12 protein-coding genes and 1 pseudogene are annotated in these 15,723 nt (G+C 69.6%); 6 read left to right on the top strand and 7 right to left on the bottom strand.

Annotated features, from left to right (window positions below; genetic code table 11):
- Positions 1 to 9: 9 nt before the first annotated feature.
- Positions 10 to 1,290 carry an alginate lyase family protein gene (locus ACZ6SQ_RS01645; RefSeq protein WP_469555499.1) on the bottom strand — a complete coding sequence of 427 codons (1,281 nt, stop codon included), beginning with the start codon at positions 1,288 to 1,290 and terminating at the stop codon, positions 10 to 12.
- A 388-nt stretch (positions 1,291 to 1,678) separates the two neighbouring features.
- Positions 1,679 to 2,542 carry a hypothetical protein gene (locus ACZ6SQ_RS01650; protein ID WP_469555501.1) on the bottom strand — a complete coding sequence of 288 codons (864 nt, stop codon included), beginning with the start codon at positions 2,540 to 2,542 and terminating at the stop codon, positions 1,679 to 1,681.
- A 213-nt stretch (positions 2,543 to 2,755) separates the two neighbouring features.
- On the opposite strand from ACZ6SQ_RS01650, the gene ACZ6SQ_RS01655 reads away from it, so the two are divergent.
- The 3 genes from ACZ6SQ_RS01655 (at position 2,756) to ACZ6SQ_RS01665 (ending at position 6,207) form a co-directional block, all read left to right on the top strand.
- The gene (locus ACZ6SQ_RS01655; protein ID WP_469555504.1) at positions 2,756 to 3,118 is read left to right on the top strand and encodes an effector-associated constant component EACC1; all 363 of its coding nucleotides are present in this window, start codon (positions 2,756 to 2,758) and stop codon (positions 3,116 to 3,118) included.
- A complete protein-coding gene (locus ACZ6SQ_RS01660) occupies positions 3,115 to 4,854 on the top strand; it encodes a caspase, EACC1-associated type (RefSeq protein WP_469555506.1) in 1,740 nt (579 codons plus the stop codon). Before ACZ6SQ_RS01655 ends, ACZ6SQ_RS01660 begins: the two co-directional genes overlap by 4 nt.
- A gap of 132 nt (positions 4,855 to 4,986) precedes the next feature.
- Positions 4,987 to 6,207: a metallophosphoesterase gene (locus tag ACZ6SQ_RS01665; protein ID WP_469555509.1), complete on the top strand. Its 1,221-nt coding sequence runs from the start codon at positions 4,987 to 4,989 to the stop codon at positions 6,205 to 6,207.
- A 12-nt stretch (positions 6,208 to 6,219) separates the two neighbouring features.
- Here ACZ6SQ_RS01665 and ACZ6SQ_RS01670 read toward each other — a convergent pair whose 3' ends face one another.
- Complete coding sequence (locus ACZ6SQ_RS01670; RefSeq protein ID WP_469555511.1) at positions 6,220 to 8,247, bottom strand: S8 family serine peptidase; 2,028 nt, start codon at positions 8,245 to 8,247, stop codon at positions 6,220 to 6,222.
- Positions 8,248 to 9,019: 772 nt separating this feature from the next.
- Here ACZ6SQ_RS01670 and ACZ6SQ_RS01675 point away from each other — a divergent pair.
- Complete coding sequence (locus ACZ6SQ_RS01675; RefSeq protein ID WP_469555513.1) at positions 9,020 to 10,192, top strand: hypothetical protein; 1,173 nt, start codon at positions 9,020 to 9,022, stop codon at positions 10,190 to 10,192.
- 196 nt (positions 10,193 to 10,388) lie between these two features.
- A complete protein-coding gene (locus ACZ6SQ_RS01680; RefSeq protein ID WP_469555515.1) occupies positions 10,389 to 10,955 on the top strand; it encodes a DUF4291 domain-containing protein in 567 nt (188 codons plus the stop codon).
- Positions 10,956 to 11,068: 113 nt separating this feature from the next.
- Here the strand turns inward: ACZ6SQ_RS01680 and ACZ6SQ_RS01685 are convergent, their stop codons facing one another.
- The 4 genes and pseudogenes from ACZ6SQ_RS01685 to ACZ6SQ_RS01700 form a co-directional block, all read right to left on the bottom strand.
- Positions 11,069 to 12,031, bottom strand: coding sequence for an SCO2521 family protein (locus tag ACZ6SQ_RS01685; protein ID WP_469555518.1), 963 nt, complete (start codon positions 12,029 to 12,031; stop codon positions 11,069 to 11,071).
- Position 12,032: 1 nt separating this feature from the next.
- Positions 12,033 to 12,998 (bottom strand): SCO2522 family protein, encoded by a 966-nt coding sequence (locus tag ACZ6SQ_RS01690; RefSeq protein ID WP_469555521.1) that lies wholly within the window; start codon positions 12,996 to 12,998, stop codon positions 12,033 to 12,035.
- Between the two features lie 338 nt (positions 12,999 to 13,336).
- Positions 13,337 to 13,645: pseudogene (locus ACZ6SQ_RS01695) on the bottom strand (SCO2524 family protein); the annotation flags it as partial.
- Positions 13,636 to 14,418: an SCO2525 family SAM-dependent methyltransferase gene (locus ACZ6SQ_RS01700; protein ID WP_469555524.1), complete on the bottom strand. Its 783-nt coding sequence runs from the start codon at positions 14,416 to 14,418 to the stop codon at positions 13,636 to 13,638. The pseudogene ACZ6SQ_RS01695 and the gene ACZ6SQ_RS01700, both read right to left, overlap by 10 nt.
- An 81-nt stretch (positions 14,419 to 14,499) precedes the next feature.
- On the opposite strand from ACZ6SQ_RS01700, the gene ACZ6SQ_RS01705 reads away from it, so the two are divergent.
- Entirely contained in the window at positions 14,500 to 15,717 is a 1,218-nt protein-coding gene (locus ACZ6SQ_RS01705; protein ID WP_469555527.1) for a GNAT family N-acetyltransferase, read from the top strand.
- Positions 15,718 to 15,723: the final 6 nt, after the last annotated feature.

Genomic DNA, 15,723 nt, shown 5'->3' on the forward strand with positions numbered 1-15,723 from the left:
TGCGACCCTTCATCGGGGGTTGTCGGCGTGCGTCAGCGTCTCCCAGGCGAGGAAGTAGTCCGCGCCGCTGGGGCGTTGCCTGCTCTCGATCAGCCGCTTGGTCCTGGGAAGACTGATTCCCTCCCGGCCCGCGTAGTGGTTGTAGGCGACCTCCAGTACGGAGCCGATGCCACGCTTGATCGAGCCCTCGCAGAGCCAGGACGGCACGGTTTCGCCGAGTTCGTAGGCGGCGTGGAACTCCAGCGCCTTGGTCATCCGGACCGCCGCCTCGGAGTAGAGGTCGAGGCCCTGGATCCGAGCGGTCTCCGCGACATGAGCCGCGGCGGCGAAGCCCCAGCCGGTGTGACCGAAGTCCCGGCAGGTCTCCTGGGCCAGGCCGTCGACGAACGTGGACTGGCCCTGCCAGTAGTCGATCAGCTCTTTCCGGGTGTCCTTGCTGCTGCCCGCCGGGGTCTTCGGCAGCGGTCCGTCGCTCTTGACGTAGATGTACGCGGGCACCCGCTTGCGCCAGACGGCGACCGCCCTGTCGAACGAGGCCCGGTCATCGAGGAAGACCGAGATCCCGGTGGCGGCGTCCATCATGACGAGCTCCCAGTTGCCGTTGGCGTTCGGCCGCCCCTGGATCACCATGGGCAGGTACACCTTGCGCAGCATGGTGGCGAAGCGGCTCTGCCGCGCGCTCGGCCAGCCGGTGTACGTGTGCTTCATCAGCTCGCCGGCGCGGGCGAAGGACGCACCGGCCCAGCCTGTCTGGAGGGGTGCGTTGTGGTTCGTGTGCTCCTTGATCACAGCGGACCAGGCGTCCATGATCTTGATGGCCTGGGTGGCATGGCGACGGTCCTTGGTGAGGTTCCAGAGCAGGGCGTGGGTGTAGGCCGCGAGCGCATCCCCACGCTCGTCGGAGCATCCGTGATTGGGGCTGGACCTGGGTCCGCACTCGACGGTTGCCCGCGGCTTCGGAGTCCAGGACAACGACGCGTACTTACTCTTGCGCATGGCGTCGTACGCGGACTTCCACGGCTCCGCTCCGGCCTTCACCTTCCCTCGTACGAAGTCCAACTGCCCCTCGCTCAGCAGTACTCCGGGGTGCTCGAAGGAATCCTTCGCCACCGCGGAGGGCTGGGGGCCGGCCGCTTCGGCGTTCTCGGGCAGCAGGGAAGGGAGTGTGAGAGCCCCGAGCGCGAAGGCGAGGACGGCCGACCCGACGGTCACCGAGAGCCGTCGGCGCCTGCTGTGCCTCCCACGGCTTCGTTCCTCGATGCCGTCTATGCCATGACGCGCGTCACTCATCAATGCCTCCGCGAAGCAGTCGATCCTGATACGGGTGCCCTGCAGTGCGGCGCCAAGTGGGGCTGGGACGGACCGTCTTCGGGAAGGCACACCTCGGGCAGTGTCCGCGGGACCGCCGCCTCGGCTCCTTGATCCCTCCATGGACACGCAAGCACATTGGCCTGGACCAAATGTCGGGGTCAAGCCGCAGAGGTCGCGTTAGGGAACTCTTAAGGCCCGGGAAAGGAACCGCCGGACCTGCTGCGGCAGGACGTCGGTGCGCGGCGCGGTATGACTGTCCACCGGCGACTTCAGACCGCGTCCGACGGCCGGTGACGCCGAAGCCGCCGGTGCGGCAGAGAGGTTGACCGCGGCAGTCGAGTCTCCTCTTCCGAGTCCACGGCCCGAGTCACTCTCCTCCGCACCCGCCGCCGCACCCTCCGCAACTGCCGCAGGAGTCCACGTCGACGGTGTCACCGCCGGCATCGCTCCAGGTACGGGCGCGGTTGCGGGCCCGCGGGGCCGGGGGCGGCGGCTTCGGCCGCTCCCGGCTCAGCGCGATCCTCTGCCGTGTGCCATCGGGCAGCACCGCACGCGCGAACTCCGTCTCGTCCCTGCAGTACGCGTCGAGGATCTTCCAGCGGCGCCGTTTGTCCGACGGCCACAGGCACGCCGCTCCCCACTGCACCATCCAGGCCGCCCCGCTGATGTAGAGCCATACCGCCCTGTCGGCCCCGGGTACGAACGGCACGGGCGCTTCGGCCAGCCCGCCGTGCATGCCCATGCCGAACGCGGTCGCCATCGAAGCGGCCAGCATGAGCGTCAGGCTCCTCCCCGACGCGGTCATACGCACGGCGGGCGACTCTCGCTCGACAAGCTCCCTGAACCGGGCGAAGCGAGCCTCGTCCACGATCTCGTACAGCTTCGTCGTCGCATCGGCCGACGTGCTGCGGATCTCCTCCGCCAGGGCGCGCAGGGCCGGATCCGTCTGCTTCCTGCCTCGGTGAGTGGACCGCAGCTCACCGGTGGAGGAGACCTTCAGTACACCGTCGTCGACGAGCACGCAGACCGCGGTCTCCGCCGCTTCGGCCATTCCCCCGAGCAGATACGAGGCCCGCACCGGATGCAGGTCCCCGACGACCAGTTCATCAACGATCCGCCGCTGGCCGCTGTCCCGGAACCAGCAGTACACGCCGCGCAGCCCGTTGCACACAGCGAAGATCAGCAGCCAGCACGCCACGATCCCCTCGCTGTCGGTCAGCAACCAGTCCACCGTTCGCCCCCCAGCCTCGGTGCGGCCCCCAGCCCTGTCCGGCGGCGACGAACCGCACAGATGAGTTCAGAGTAGCGGCACGGCGGCGGGTCTCAGCCGGCCATCAACAGCCCTTCGTGGTTTGACCTTTGGCGAACACAGCAGCCCCGGGACTGGCAGGCTTGTGGCAGGTTTCGTGTGTCGCGAGGCGGGCCGGGAAGGGAATGGACGCGGATGAGACTCGAGGTGCGAGTCGGGCAGGATGCCGGGGAACTGGCCGCACTGCACAAGTGGTTACGTGCCGATCCCGCCATACGCCGTTCGACCAGTGCGGAACTGCGCGGCGGCGTACCGGGCCCGGGGGAGATGGGCACGGAGCTCGACGTACTGCAACTGGTGACGGGAAATGGATGGAGCGCCGCGTCGTTCGTCCTGGCCGTGGTGGCATGGCGACGAACGCGACACCAGCGGCCGAGGGTGGAGATCCGGCGGGGAGATACCGCCATCGTCCTCACCGAGTGCTCCGAGGAGGAGATCGAACGGGCGATCCGGATGCTCGACACCGCCCGTGACGATGATGAGGGAGACGGCCGGTGAGCGTGCTGCCCGATCCCGCGGCGTCGCGGGCGGTGCTCGTGGGCGTCGACCGCTATCAGCACCTCGAATCGCTGCCGGCCGTGTCGAACAACCTCGAAGGTCTCGCAGACCTTCTGTGTGACCCCCTGACACTGCATCTGCCCCGCCGGAACGTGAGCGTCCTGGACAATCCGGAAGCCGCGCATACCGTGGTGGGCGCCGTGAGACGGGCGGCCGCCGAGGCCTCGGACACGCTCCTCCTCTACTACGCCGGGCACGGCCTGGTCGACGGAGCCGATCAGCTGTGCCTGGCGCTGCCGCACACCGAGTCCGGCCGCGTCGAGACCGCTCTGCCCTATGACTGGCTGCGTCAAGTGCTCCTGCTGGACTCCCGAGCCGAGCGGCATGTGGTCATCCTGGACTGCTGTTACAGCGGACTGGCCCTGGGGCGGATGAGCCCCGGCAACGGCCTTGCCGACCAGGCCGATGTGGAAGGCAGTTTCCTGATGGCCGCCGCAGCCGAGACCCGCACCGCCCTGGCCCCCGCAGGGGCGGCCCACACTGCCTTCACCGGTGCCCTGCTCGACACCCTGCGGCACGGCATACCCGGCGGTCCCGGACTTCTGGATCTCGGTGTGCTCTACCGGCATCTGCGCAAGACCATGGCGGCCCGGGGGCATCCTGTTCCCCAGGCCCGCAACCGCAACAGTGGCCATCAGGTGGCACTCGCCCGCAACCATACGAAGGTCTTCGAGCGGCCATCCACCACCACCGGCAGTCTCCCTCCGGAAGCCGGCCACCCGGCGCCGCCGTCAACGCAACCGGTCGACCGTCCGACCGGGCTGTTCGACGTGAGCCGGACTCTCCACGGCCAGACGAGCGAGGCCGCGACACACGCGGTCTCCCCGGACGGAAGCCTCCTCGCCGTCGGCCATGACGACGGGACAGTGCGGATGTGGGATCCGGCAACCTGCGAGGAGATCGGCGAACCCCTCATCGGTCACACCGACAAGGTGCTGGACATGGCGTTCTCGCCCGACGGCACACTGCTCGCCACGTCGAGCCTCGACAGTACGGTGCGGCTCTGGAGGACATCGACGCAACGCCCGGCCGGCGACCCGATCACCGAGCACAACGGTTATGTGTTCGCAGTGGCGTTCTCGCCGGACGGCACCGAGCTCGCCACCACCAACCGCAGTGGGACAATCCGTTTGTGGAACCCGGCCACCTGTCTGGAGCGTGGCGAACTCGTCGCCGACACGGTTCACAGCAATCGGTGCGTCACTTACTCCCCGGACGGCACGCTGCTGGCCACGGCAGGTAACCGATCCGTCCGCCTGTGGGACCGCACATCGCACCAGCCCGTCGGCGACCCGATCACCGGTCACCAGCACGAAGTGTTCCTGGTGACGTTCTCCCCCGACGGCAGTCGGCTCGCCACCGCCGGCATCGACAGGACCGCACGACTGTGGTCCCGGGACACCGGCAGGCCCATCGGATTCCCGCTCACCCACCCCGGCGGCGAGGTGACGGACCTGGCGTTCTCCCCCGACGGGCGCGTGCTGGCCACGGCCGGCGGCGACACCAAGGTGCGGTTCTGGGATCCGGCGACGAGCCGCCCCGCCGCACCGCCCCTGTCCGGCCACAGGTACCGGGTGCAACGGCTGGGATACCTGCCCGACGGCACCCTTGTCACCAATGACGCCGCGATACGGCTCTGGAGCCCGGTACGAACCGGCCCCCCGGCTCATCGGTGATCGGATGGCGGCCGGCCGACAGGCCTGCGTCCCTGCGCCGGAAGGGGGCCGTCCCCATGAGCTCTCGTCCGGGCGGCCCGAGGGCGACCGGCTACAGTGCGTGAGACAGCAGCCCGGTCAGGGAGGGGAAGCGTGACCGACACCAGCAACACCCGGCCCGCCGAAGGGGAAGATCAAGCGCCGCAGCAGGGCCGACTGCGCCGCGTGATGCGCTACATCCCCCTGATCGCCCCCGTCCTGCTCTGGACGGTGCCCTGCTGGGTGCTCCTGTACGGCGGCCAGCACTGGCCACTGCCCGTCACGCTGGCCGGCACCGCCCTGTTCGCCCTCGGCCTCATCGGTATGCCACTCGCCATGGCACGTGGCCACGGCCGACGGCAGCAGGACCGGGCGGCGATCGTCGGTGACACCCTGCTGGGCGGCAGCTGGATTCTGTTCACCTGGTCCGTGCTGCTCGGCGTCCTGCTGCGGCTCGCCCTGACCGTGGCCGGAGTCGGCGAGGGTCAGGACCGGGCCCGCATCGTCACCTGGGCCGTCCTCGGCGTGACCGCCGTACTGCTCGGCTGGGGGTACGCCGAGGCCCGCCGGGTACCGCGCGTGCGCCGACTCGACGTACAACTCCCGCGGCTGGGAGCCGGGTTGGACGGCACCCGCGTCGCGCTCATCACCGACACGCACTACGGCCCACTCGACCGCGCCCACTGGTCGGCACGGGTGTGCGAGACGGTGAACACGCTGGAGGCCGACCTGGTCTGCCACACCGGCGACATCGCGGACGGCACGGCCGAACGCCGCCGCGCCCAGGCCGCCCCGCTCGGTACCGTCCGGGCCACCCGGGCCCGTGTATACGTCACCGGCAACCACGAGTACTACAGCGAGGCACAGGGCTGGGTCGACCTGATGGACGAGCTGGGCTGGGAGCCGCTGCGCAACCGCCACCTGCTGCTCGAACGCGGGGGCGACACCCTCGTGGTCGCCGGCGTGGACGATGTCACCGCCGAGTCCTCCGGCCTGGCAGGCCACCGCGCCCACCTCGCCGGAGCCTTGAACGGCGCCGACCCCGACCTCCCCGTCCTGCTCCTGGCGCACCAGCCCAAGTTCGTCGACCGGGCGGCGGCCGAAGGCATCGACCTCCAGCTCTCCGGCCACACCCACGGCGGCCAGATCTGGCCCTTCCACCACCTGGTCCGCATCGACCAGCCCGCCGTCGCCGGACTCAGCCACCACGGCACCCGCACACTCCTCTACACCAGCCGCGGCACCGGCTTCTGGGGCCCGCCGTTCCGCGTCTTCGCCCCCAGCGAGATCACCCTGCTCGTGCTCCGTTCACCGCACGTGCCCAACTCGCCGTAGCAGGGGTATCCGTCAGAGAATGCGCCAGGCGACGGCGTAGGGCTGGGCGAACTGGGTGATCCGGAAGGCTCTGACGACGACTTCCGCTTCCCCGGCCGGTACGTCCTCCCAGTTGACCTGCTCGACGTTGTTGACACGGTCGAACCCTGAACCGGTGCCCATGTTGCCGTGGCGTTCCTGGCCACCGGTTCGGACGATCAGGTCGAGGTCGTTCTGCAGAGCCTTGCCAGGAGGGTCGGTCCAGACGAGGGTGACCTTCAGGCGGGTCGCCCCTTCCGGGATGGTGATGTGGAACGCCCGCTCCTCTCCCTGGACCAGCTCCTCGGCGTCGGTGAAGCCCGCCCGGCCGGCGTCGGTCGGCAGGACCACGGCACGCTGGAGGTTGACGATGCCGAAGCCGGAGTTGTTGTTGGGGGAAGGACCCGCCTCGCTCGGGACGTACTGGCCCTTCAGCTCGTCGGCGCCGTTGACCAGCATGGCCTTGACTAGCGCCGCGCTCGGTTCGAGCGTCCCGTTCTTCAGCAGTGTCTCGCGCAGCACCGCCACACAGCCCGCGACCAGTGGGGTGGCCATGCTGGTGCCGCTTTCGAACATGTACGCCGGATCCGTGGAGGCGCCGAAGTTCTGGAGATCCTGCGCCAGCCGGGAGCGCGTCGACAGGATCGCCGTACCGCAGCCGACGACGGTCGGTGCGATCCGGCCTTCCTGGGTGGGGCCACGGCTGCTGAAGGCCGCCATCCCGGCGGGGTTGTCCGCCATCTTGTCGCCGCGGATCGGTGGAGCGGGGAACCGGGCCAATCCGCCTCGAAGCTGGTCGTACCTCTTGGAGATGTCGGGACGGTCGCCCTCGCTCGCCCCCACGATGATGATGTTCTTGGCCCCGGTCTCCCCGCTGACGGACCTGAGGTTGATCCGACCGTCCCCGTCCCGGTCCTCACCGTCGTTGCCCGCCGCGAAGAGGATGACGAACTCCTTGTTGTCCCAGACCATCTGATCGGCTTCCCTCGCGGCCGAGTTGTAGGGCAGCCCGGGAATGTTGGGGCCCCACGAGTTGGTGTGGATGCGCGCCCCGTCCTCGGCAAAGGGCGGCTCGAACAGATCGAGCAGGTTGGACGGGATACCGGTGAGCCGGCCGCTCTCGTCCATCACGGACTGGAGCACCAGCCTCGCCTCGGGGGCCGTACCGGTGACGCGGCCCATCGACTCCGACGTCCCGTCACCGAGCACCGAGCCCGCCACATGGGTGCCGTGCCCGTCGGGGTCGTCCGCGTTCGCGGGGCTCGTACGCCCGAGGGCGACGAGCCGCTCGACCCGGCCGGTGAAGGCGGGGTGCACATTGGTGGTGGACCCCTTGTCGAACCCGGTGTCGGCGACACACACGACCTGGCCCTTGCCCCGGAACTTCGCCCCGTTCAGGGACACATGGGCGTTCATGACCTTCGTCGCGACGGTGTTGTACAGCACTCGCTCGGGGACTTCCTCGATCTCCTTCACCTCGTCGAGCGCGGCCACGGCCGACAGGTCCTCCTCCCGGACCGTCATGCGGATCTTGCCGCGGTCGGGCCGTACGTCGCCGTCGCTGCCACCGGCTGCCGTCGCGACCCGGTCCCGCAGCCCGGCGGCGCTCACGTTGACGTCGTCGTGCAGGACGATGTCGACGGTGCGGGGGGCCGGATTCGCGTCGTCCATCGGCCCGGCCAGCTCTGCGATGCCCGTGCTCAGACGCCTCGGCCGGAGCGACTGGGCGATCTTGAAGCCCTCGAAGTACACGTCCGCCCAGGCCACGAAGGGCAGGGCGCGTACGGCGTCCAGATCCGTGGGCCGGAAGCCGCACAGGTAGGTGTCGTCCGGAACATACTCGTGGATCACCACCCCGAGCGACGCGAGTTGTTCCTTCTCCTCGGCTGTGGGCGGATGTGTGGTCTGAACGAGCAGATAGTTGGACGCGGTCGCGTCCTCCGACACCAGCGAGGCGGTGGCCAGCTCACCGGCCTGGGCCAGCGGGTCCACCGTGACGCCATTGATCGTGATACGGGACATGCCGGACTCCTGGAGGGTGCGTAGCGATGGAGAAGGTGCACGTCGGGCGGTCGTGATGACCGCCGCCACTTTCCTTGTGCAGGCACCCGCGCGTCAGGAGCCGCCCTGCTCTGATCGTCAGTCAGCTCGGAGTCCGCAGGCGCTGATATCACGCCCTTTCCCATTCAGGGTCGCGACCTCAAGAGTCGCCCTCTCACGCGACGTATCCCCTTTCCACCATTACACTGTCGGACCGCTGACGCACCTTCCCCGGGCCCTAAATCGGTTGCGGAAACCATGAAACCGATCAATACCGCAGCCGCGGTTATAGGGGTCTATGACCTCGGCGCAGACCCTGTCGGCGTCCCGGTCGACCTGTTCAGCAACCGTTGCCCGCCGTCCGGGAGGCCGGTGGTACGGCGGTCGGCGAACTGGCTCAGCGCTTTGGGCCGTGGTGACGGCGGAGTAACGCCGCGCTGACGGCGGGGCCATATCTTGGAACCTGGCGACCGGAAACACAGTGACCGAAAACGGCCCACGACCGCCCACGACACAGCCTGCGATTTCCCGGAGCATAATTTCAGGCCATGAGCAGGATTCTGAACTCACCTGCAATCAGCCAGGCTGAACATTTCACGCCTGGCATTCTGCACCAATGGTCAATTTCGCAGATCAATTGAGTGCTTGAGCGAAGCGGCCACGTAGATTCGCGGTCGCCGACGCAATGTGTCGTGGCTGCGCCGGCCAATGCGGTACCGGTACCGCAGGTGCGCTGGAACAGAGGAGGACGATCATGGGTGACTTCATGGTGAACACGTCTGTCGTCGGTGGCCAGTCACAGCCCTGTGCTGACGCGCTGAACAGCAACGCCCTGTTCACGGCGCTCTGGGCGGACGACTCTGACGCCGGTATCAAGGGGCAGCGGGTCGACTCCGCCGGGGCGAAGGTCGGTACGGAGTTTCTCGCCAGCGACGGGACCGCGGCCGGCAATACGAACCGACAGTGGCCGTTCCTGGACTCCGTCGGCATGAGCACCTTCGCGACGTGGATCGAGAAGCCGTTCAACCTGCCCCCGCCCACCCCTGTCGTCGTGCTGCGACGGTTCTTCGGCGGGCAGCCCTCCGGCCCGCCGGTCAAGGTCAGTACCGGCGACATCGACCCCACCTTCGCGCCGACGGTCACCCGTATGGTCGACGGCGGCTGCCTGGTCACCTGGACCGGCGCCGGGGACAACCAGCGCATCCGCGCGCAGCGCTTCTCCCCCGAGGGGCTGAAGAAGGGCGTGGAGATCGCCGTGAACACCACCGCGGCCTTCCACCGCAACGCGGCCGTCAGCCTGCTGAGCGATGGGGACTACGTCGTCGCCTGGACGAACGGCGAACCGGTGGGCGGCGGCGGGCTCATCTACCGAGTGTTCCACTTCGACGGAACGCCCAGGACCGGGGAGAGACGTCCCAACGTCGGGGGGCTGGCAGGGCGGAGCGCACTGACGGCTCTCGACAACGGGCGCTTCGTCGCCGCGCACATCAAGTCGACGGTCGACAGCGACCTCGGCGTCCCCCAGACCACCGCGGTGGCCACTGTCATCGACCCGGCGGGTGAGGGTAGCGTCGTCACCAGCGCTTCCGCGGGCTCGCCCAAGCATTTCAACCGGACCTCTCCGGCGCTGACAGCACTCCCGGGCGGTCGCTTCGTCCTCGCCTGGGTGGAGAAGAGCGCGGACACCTTCCAGACCGTGCCTACGGTGATGTCACAGCTCTGCTCGGACACTCAGCTCGAGATCGGGCCCAAGGTTCAGACCAGCTCCGGCACCGACGGCAACCGATTCCACCTGAGTGCCGCAGCCGTGTTCGGCAACGACACTCCGGACAGAGTCTTCGTGTCGTGGGCGGACATGGTGAACGGCGGCGACACCACGATCCGAGGCAACGTCCTCACCGCCGGCCCCGGAGGACTGTCCTCATAGCTTTGCACCAACACGCTCACACCCCACCCGGCCCAGGCGGGTGGGGTGTGACAACGCGTATTCCCCGTAGGAACCCGCTACGAGGTGGCCGATATCGCAGCAGCCGTCAACATGCGGCGACGACAGGCGCGTTCGCTCCGGCCGAGGCGCGAAAAGGGTTCGCGATGCGCGTCGAGCGGATGGCAGGGTGCCGCGCATGGCACCCCAGTACCAGATTCGCGCCGCCTACGACGCCGACACCATCGTGGTCTACCAGGCGTACGCGCCCGCCATAGCCGACGCGGCGCTGCGTGCGGGCCGTTTCGTCGAGCCGTTCTCCTTTCACCGGATGACCTGGATCAAGCCCTCGTTCCTGTGGCTCATGCACCGCAGCAACTGGGCCCGCAAACCGGGCCAGGAGCGCGTTCTCGCGGTGCGGATGTCCCGGGAGGGCTGGGAGGAGGCACTGTCCCGGGCTGTGCTCACGACTGCGGATCCGGCAGCTGTGGCCCGGGCGGCCGTACATGTCCAGTGGGACCCGGAACGGTCCTCGCGGGGAGCGGCACTGAACCACTACAGCATCCAGGTCGGCATCGGTCGCGGTCTGATCCGCACCTTCACCGACGACTGGATCGTCAGCCTCACGGACCTCACGCCCCAGGTGCGCAAAGCCGCGGCGCTGACGCAGACCGGGCACGCCGCCAAGGCCCAGCGGCTGTTTCCCGCAGAGCGGGTGTATCCACTGCCACGGGCCCTGGAAAGCCGCCTTTCCACGGGGAGATGACAGGCGAACACTTCTGCCGACGCACGAGGCATGCGGTCGGTGTGGCGCCGACGCACGCCGGGACCGGCATCAGCGGCCTCCAGGTGCGGGGACCGGCAACGGCGGCTTCTCGGTCATCGGTGGGTTCCTTCAGCCGTCGTCCGTCCCGTCAGAGCCCTCATCGCCAGTTGGTCCCGGATGCGCTGGGCGAGGGTCTCCCACTGTCGGGTGAAGCCTGTGGTGTCCTCCAGCACGTCCCACAGGGGCGCCAGGGTGGAGTCGAGGCGGGCGCTCGGCAGCCACAGGTGCAGCAGGTGGTCGACGAGGGGGCGCAGGGTCGCGAGGAGGGCCGTGTCGTCGGCGGTGGCCGGGCGCAGTCCGTCGAGGCGGTCGCTCACGGTGGTCAGCAGCCAGTCGTGCAGGGCGAGGTCCTCGCAGAACGCGGCGACGCCGGCCGGCGCGAGGTCTCCGGGGATGCGGAGCCGCAGGGTGCGCAGCCGGTCGTCCACGGTGAGGCTCAGCGAGGGTCCCGTGCCCTCGGTGGCGGGCTGCGCGCACCAGCGCAGGACGGTGACCGGGGTGCGCAGCGGCGGGTCGTGGTCCAGCTCGCGACGCCTGGAGATCCGGGCCGCCAGGGCCTCGGCGATCGCGCCGGCGTCCAGTTCGTCGGGGCGGCGGCCGACCAGGTGGCCGTCGGCGACCGCGCCGACGCGGAAGCGGCCGACGGGCACGAGGAGACCGGGCCGCTCGAGGTAGTGCCCCCAGGGCCGGCGCCGGTCGTCGCCGGCCGACGGCAGCCGGAAGTGGGCCGTCGTCTGCAGGACCCGGCCCTCGACCAGTACCGCCCGGGCGGCGACTGTACCCACCGCGCGGATCCGGGCGCCGACGGCGGGCAGTCGGCAGTCGACGCCGGTGAGGACGTCCGGGGAGACCGCGTGGCGCACGGGGCGCCGGGAGAGCCGTACGCGTTCGTCGGCGCGCAGCCGCAGCAGCCGGGCGGCGGTGCGCTCGTCGACCGCGTCCCGGGCGGCCAGCAGACCGGTGCGCACCTCTCCGCACAGCAGGACCGCGGGCGGGGCCGTCGGCGGGCCGCCCATGTCACAGTCCCGGCGGGAAGACGTAGGAGATTCGCTCGACGACGCCCGCGGGCACGGTGTGCCGCTCGGCCTCGGAGCGCCGGGCCACCTGGTCGAGGGCCTCGAGGTCGATCTGCACCTGGTCCAGCACGACCCGTACGGCGTGCTCGACGGGCAGGAAGCGGGCGGGCAGCACACTGCACGTGCCGTAGGCGGTGAAGGGCTGCGCCGACGGCTGGAGGCGGATCACGGGTGGCAGGGCGTCCCAGTCGGCAGGGAAGGTGCCGGTGTCCCAGGGGACGGGGGTCAGGACTGCACGGCCGCTGTCGCGCAACAGGCCGAGGCGGACCAGCTGCCACACGGCGGCAAGGAAGGCGCAGGACCACGTGCGCCGGTCCTCGGCTCGGTCGAACAGCTCGACGTCCATGAAGACCGAGTGGCCGCGGGCGAGGGTCTCCGCCGGCGGCCGCCAGCGGTCGTCGGTGTCGAGGGCCGCGGTGAAGCGCCGGGAGGGGCTGCGCCGGCCGTTGCTGAGCCAGCCGGTGCGGCCCACGGGCGGGCGGTACCCGGTCGTGCCGGGCGGAGGGGACTCCACCAGCCGGTCCAGAACGCACTCGGCGAGCGGCGCTCCGCCGCGCCGCGCGGCGTCGGGTGCGGCGCAGCCCGACTCCCGGGCGAGGTAGTCGATGGTCAGCCCCGCCTCCTCGGCGGCTGTCAGCAGCGGCGGGATCAGCTCGGTCGGGGTGGCGAGCCTGCTGAAGTAGTCGTCGACGAGGAAGCAGGTGCTGATCCGGGGATGGCGGGTGTCGAGCGCCCCGCGGGCCGCGTCCGCCCAGGGGCGTACGGCGGCGAAGTGGCGGCGCAGCCGGTCGGGGCCCTCGGTGAAGTCCTCCATGTACAAGTGGCCCAGTTCCAGGGAGAGATGGGAGAAGGGCACAGATTCGGTGCGCGGTTCGGCGCCGGTCTCGCGATAGGAGGGATCGGTCACGGCTGCTCCCAGTGCGTGTCGTCGCCCAGCCGTCGCGCGAGTCCGCCCGGCGCCTGCCAGGTCTCGAGGTTGGCTATGCCGGTGTCGAGGACGTCCTCGTCGGTGATGAGCTGTTCGCGCCATTGCAGGACGGGCTCCAGCGGGACGGACGCCACCACGCGGGACCTGCCGATGCCGAGCCGGGCGGCCATCTCCTCCAGCCGGCGGTGGCGTTCGATCATCCAGGCGATCTGGGCGGGGCGGACCTGTGACCACATCGGTGACGACGGGTCCGGCACGGCGGTCCGGACGAAGCGGATCGCTCCGGACAGCGCGGCCGGGTCGTGGCCGAGTGCTGCACCGGCGAAGGAGGGGCCGTCGTCGGTCAGGTGGCGCTCCACGAACGTGTCGAGGGCGTCCAGGAGCCGGCCGGGCAGTTCGAGGGCGGGCCCGAGCGCCCGCTCCACGTCGTCCTGGGTGGTGTCCGCGTCGTCGAGGCGGAACTCGGCGATCTCGGTGGCGGGGTACAGCAAACAGAGCAGCCTCTCGGCGTCGGCGACGCTGCTGCGGCCGCCCTCCTCGCCCCAGTCCCAGACGCCGTCGGTGAAGGAGTGGCGGGCGATCGACTGCCAGATCTCCAGCAGTTGCTGACGTGGCTTCAGCTGCACGGCTGGTGCCCCCTGACGCCGAGCGCGAGAATCATCCCCGTGTAACCGTCTCTGACGCGGCGGTGTTCGCCGAGGTCACCGACATCGAGACTGTCCGCGTAGGGCGAAAGACCGTCGTACACATCGGACTTGTCGATGTCGCACGCCGGGAACCGGCGATCGCCCACCGCATATCCCTCGGAGTGCTCCATGAAAGCGGCCGCGAACGGCGCGCCCGGAGCCAGTGCCCGCAGGAAACATTGCAGTCCGCGCCGGAATTCGTCGAGTGAGCCGGTGATTCCGTCGGCCACGAAGAACATGGTGCCGACGGACCATTTCTTGTCGTGCCCCGTGAGGTCGAAGAGATCACCGGGCCGGATCCGCGCCGCCCGACGGAACCGCTCCCTGGACTCCCCGGCGAGTGTGCGATAGGGATGGCGCTCGCACAGGATGTCCCAGAACTGGTCCCACTGCTGGGCGTACGCGGACACCTGGTCGCGCAGATGGCTCAGGTTGCGCCGGGAGCGCTCCAGCAGCGTGACGTCCGCACACCAGGGCAGCATGGCGAGCGCGGGGTACAGATTGGGGCCGCTGCCCACATCGATACCGGATAGGGGAGTATTTGATTCCGACCCTAGGTGGGCGATGAAGTGGTCGGCCGTCCTTCTCAGGAGGCAGGCGTCCTCGGGGAGGAGAAGGCGGTAATTCGCATCGAGATATGCCTGCGGATCGAACGAGTCCCACGACACATCACGGTTCAGGATTAACCGACCCTCAGCCGAATCGCTCGTCATGACGAGAAGTATCGGCGCTGCTGACCGCTGCGGCAATGATCGGTAGGATTCGCCCACGGCCGAGGGGGAGGTCCGATCGCGATGAGCGGATGGTCCACGCGTGACGCTCAACCCGCTGACCTGAGCCGACTCGCCGATTTCCTGGCCGAGTCGTGCCACGCCTCGGATGTCCCCACCGCACAGACCCTCACCGAGTCGATCGACCGAGGGCTGGTGCTCCTGGCCGAGTCGGACGGTGAACTCGTCGGCTGCGTCAGCGCGGAGATGCCCGCGCCCGGCCATGTGCGGCTGTCCGTCGTCGCCGTGCGCGACGCCCTGCGCCGCCGGGGAGTCGCCTCCCGGCTTCTGGAGGAGCTGGCCGCGAAGGCCTCCGGGACGCCGGGCACGGGACCGCTGCTCTCGGCCGTGGCCGAGGCGGCCGATCTGCCCGTGGCGGGACTGCTCCTCAGGAACGGCTTCATCGGCACCCGGGTGATGCGCACCAGCCGGCACACCGGTGACATCTGCCTCCACTACCAGCACAAGGTGCGCGTCGAGTACATCGACCCCGACACCCGTCATCTGGTGCCGCTGAGCGCGCGGGCGCAGCTGGTGGAGTCGCTGGCGACACCGGACTACGCGGTGACCTCGCTGGTGTCGCTCGGCGGTGAACCGGCCTTCGAGGTCACCTCGTTCGAGCAGGACGACCCGGCGACGCTTCAGTCCGGGGAGGCCGCGGCGGGCATCGCGTTCGCCGGGTCCGTCCTCGCGGCCATCACCTTCCTGCTCGGTTTCGCCTTCACCTCCAGCCGCTTCCCGGACGATGTGCGGCTGCTCCTGATCGGCGCGACGTTCAGCACCGTGCTCTCCCTCATGGTCTACGCGAGCGCGGCGGGCGAGTTGGCCCGCATCCGCGCCAACTCCTTCGGGCGGATCATGAAATGGGGCAACGTGATCTCCGAGTACGGCGGAGTCCTGCCGTTCCTCATCTCACTGCCCGTCACCTACGCCCAGGCCAGCGGTGATCCCTGGACGACCATGGTCCTCGCGGGCCTGCTGAGCCTGGGCATAGCCTGGTACGAGCGGTCGGAGTTCTCCGTCGCCCACCGGTTCCGGCGCAGCGCGACCGATACGGTGCTCATCGTGTGCACCACGGTCTCGCCCCTCGTGGGCGCCGGCCTGGTCGCGGCCGACGCCACCAGCTGGCCGTGGACCGCCGCGCTGGCGGCGGCGCTGGCCGCGCGCACCTGGCTGTATCTGTTCCGCCGGGGCCCGGAAGCGGGCACGTCCCGGCGCCGGCACTGGCAGATCAGGGAATAGCCGCGG

The sequence above is a fragment of the Streptomyces sp. NPDC048600 genome (assembly GCF_055587025.1).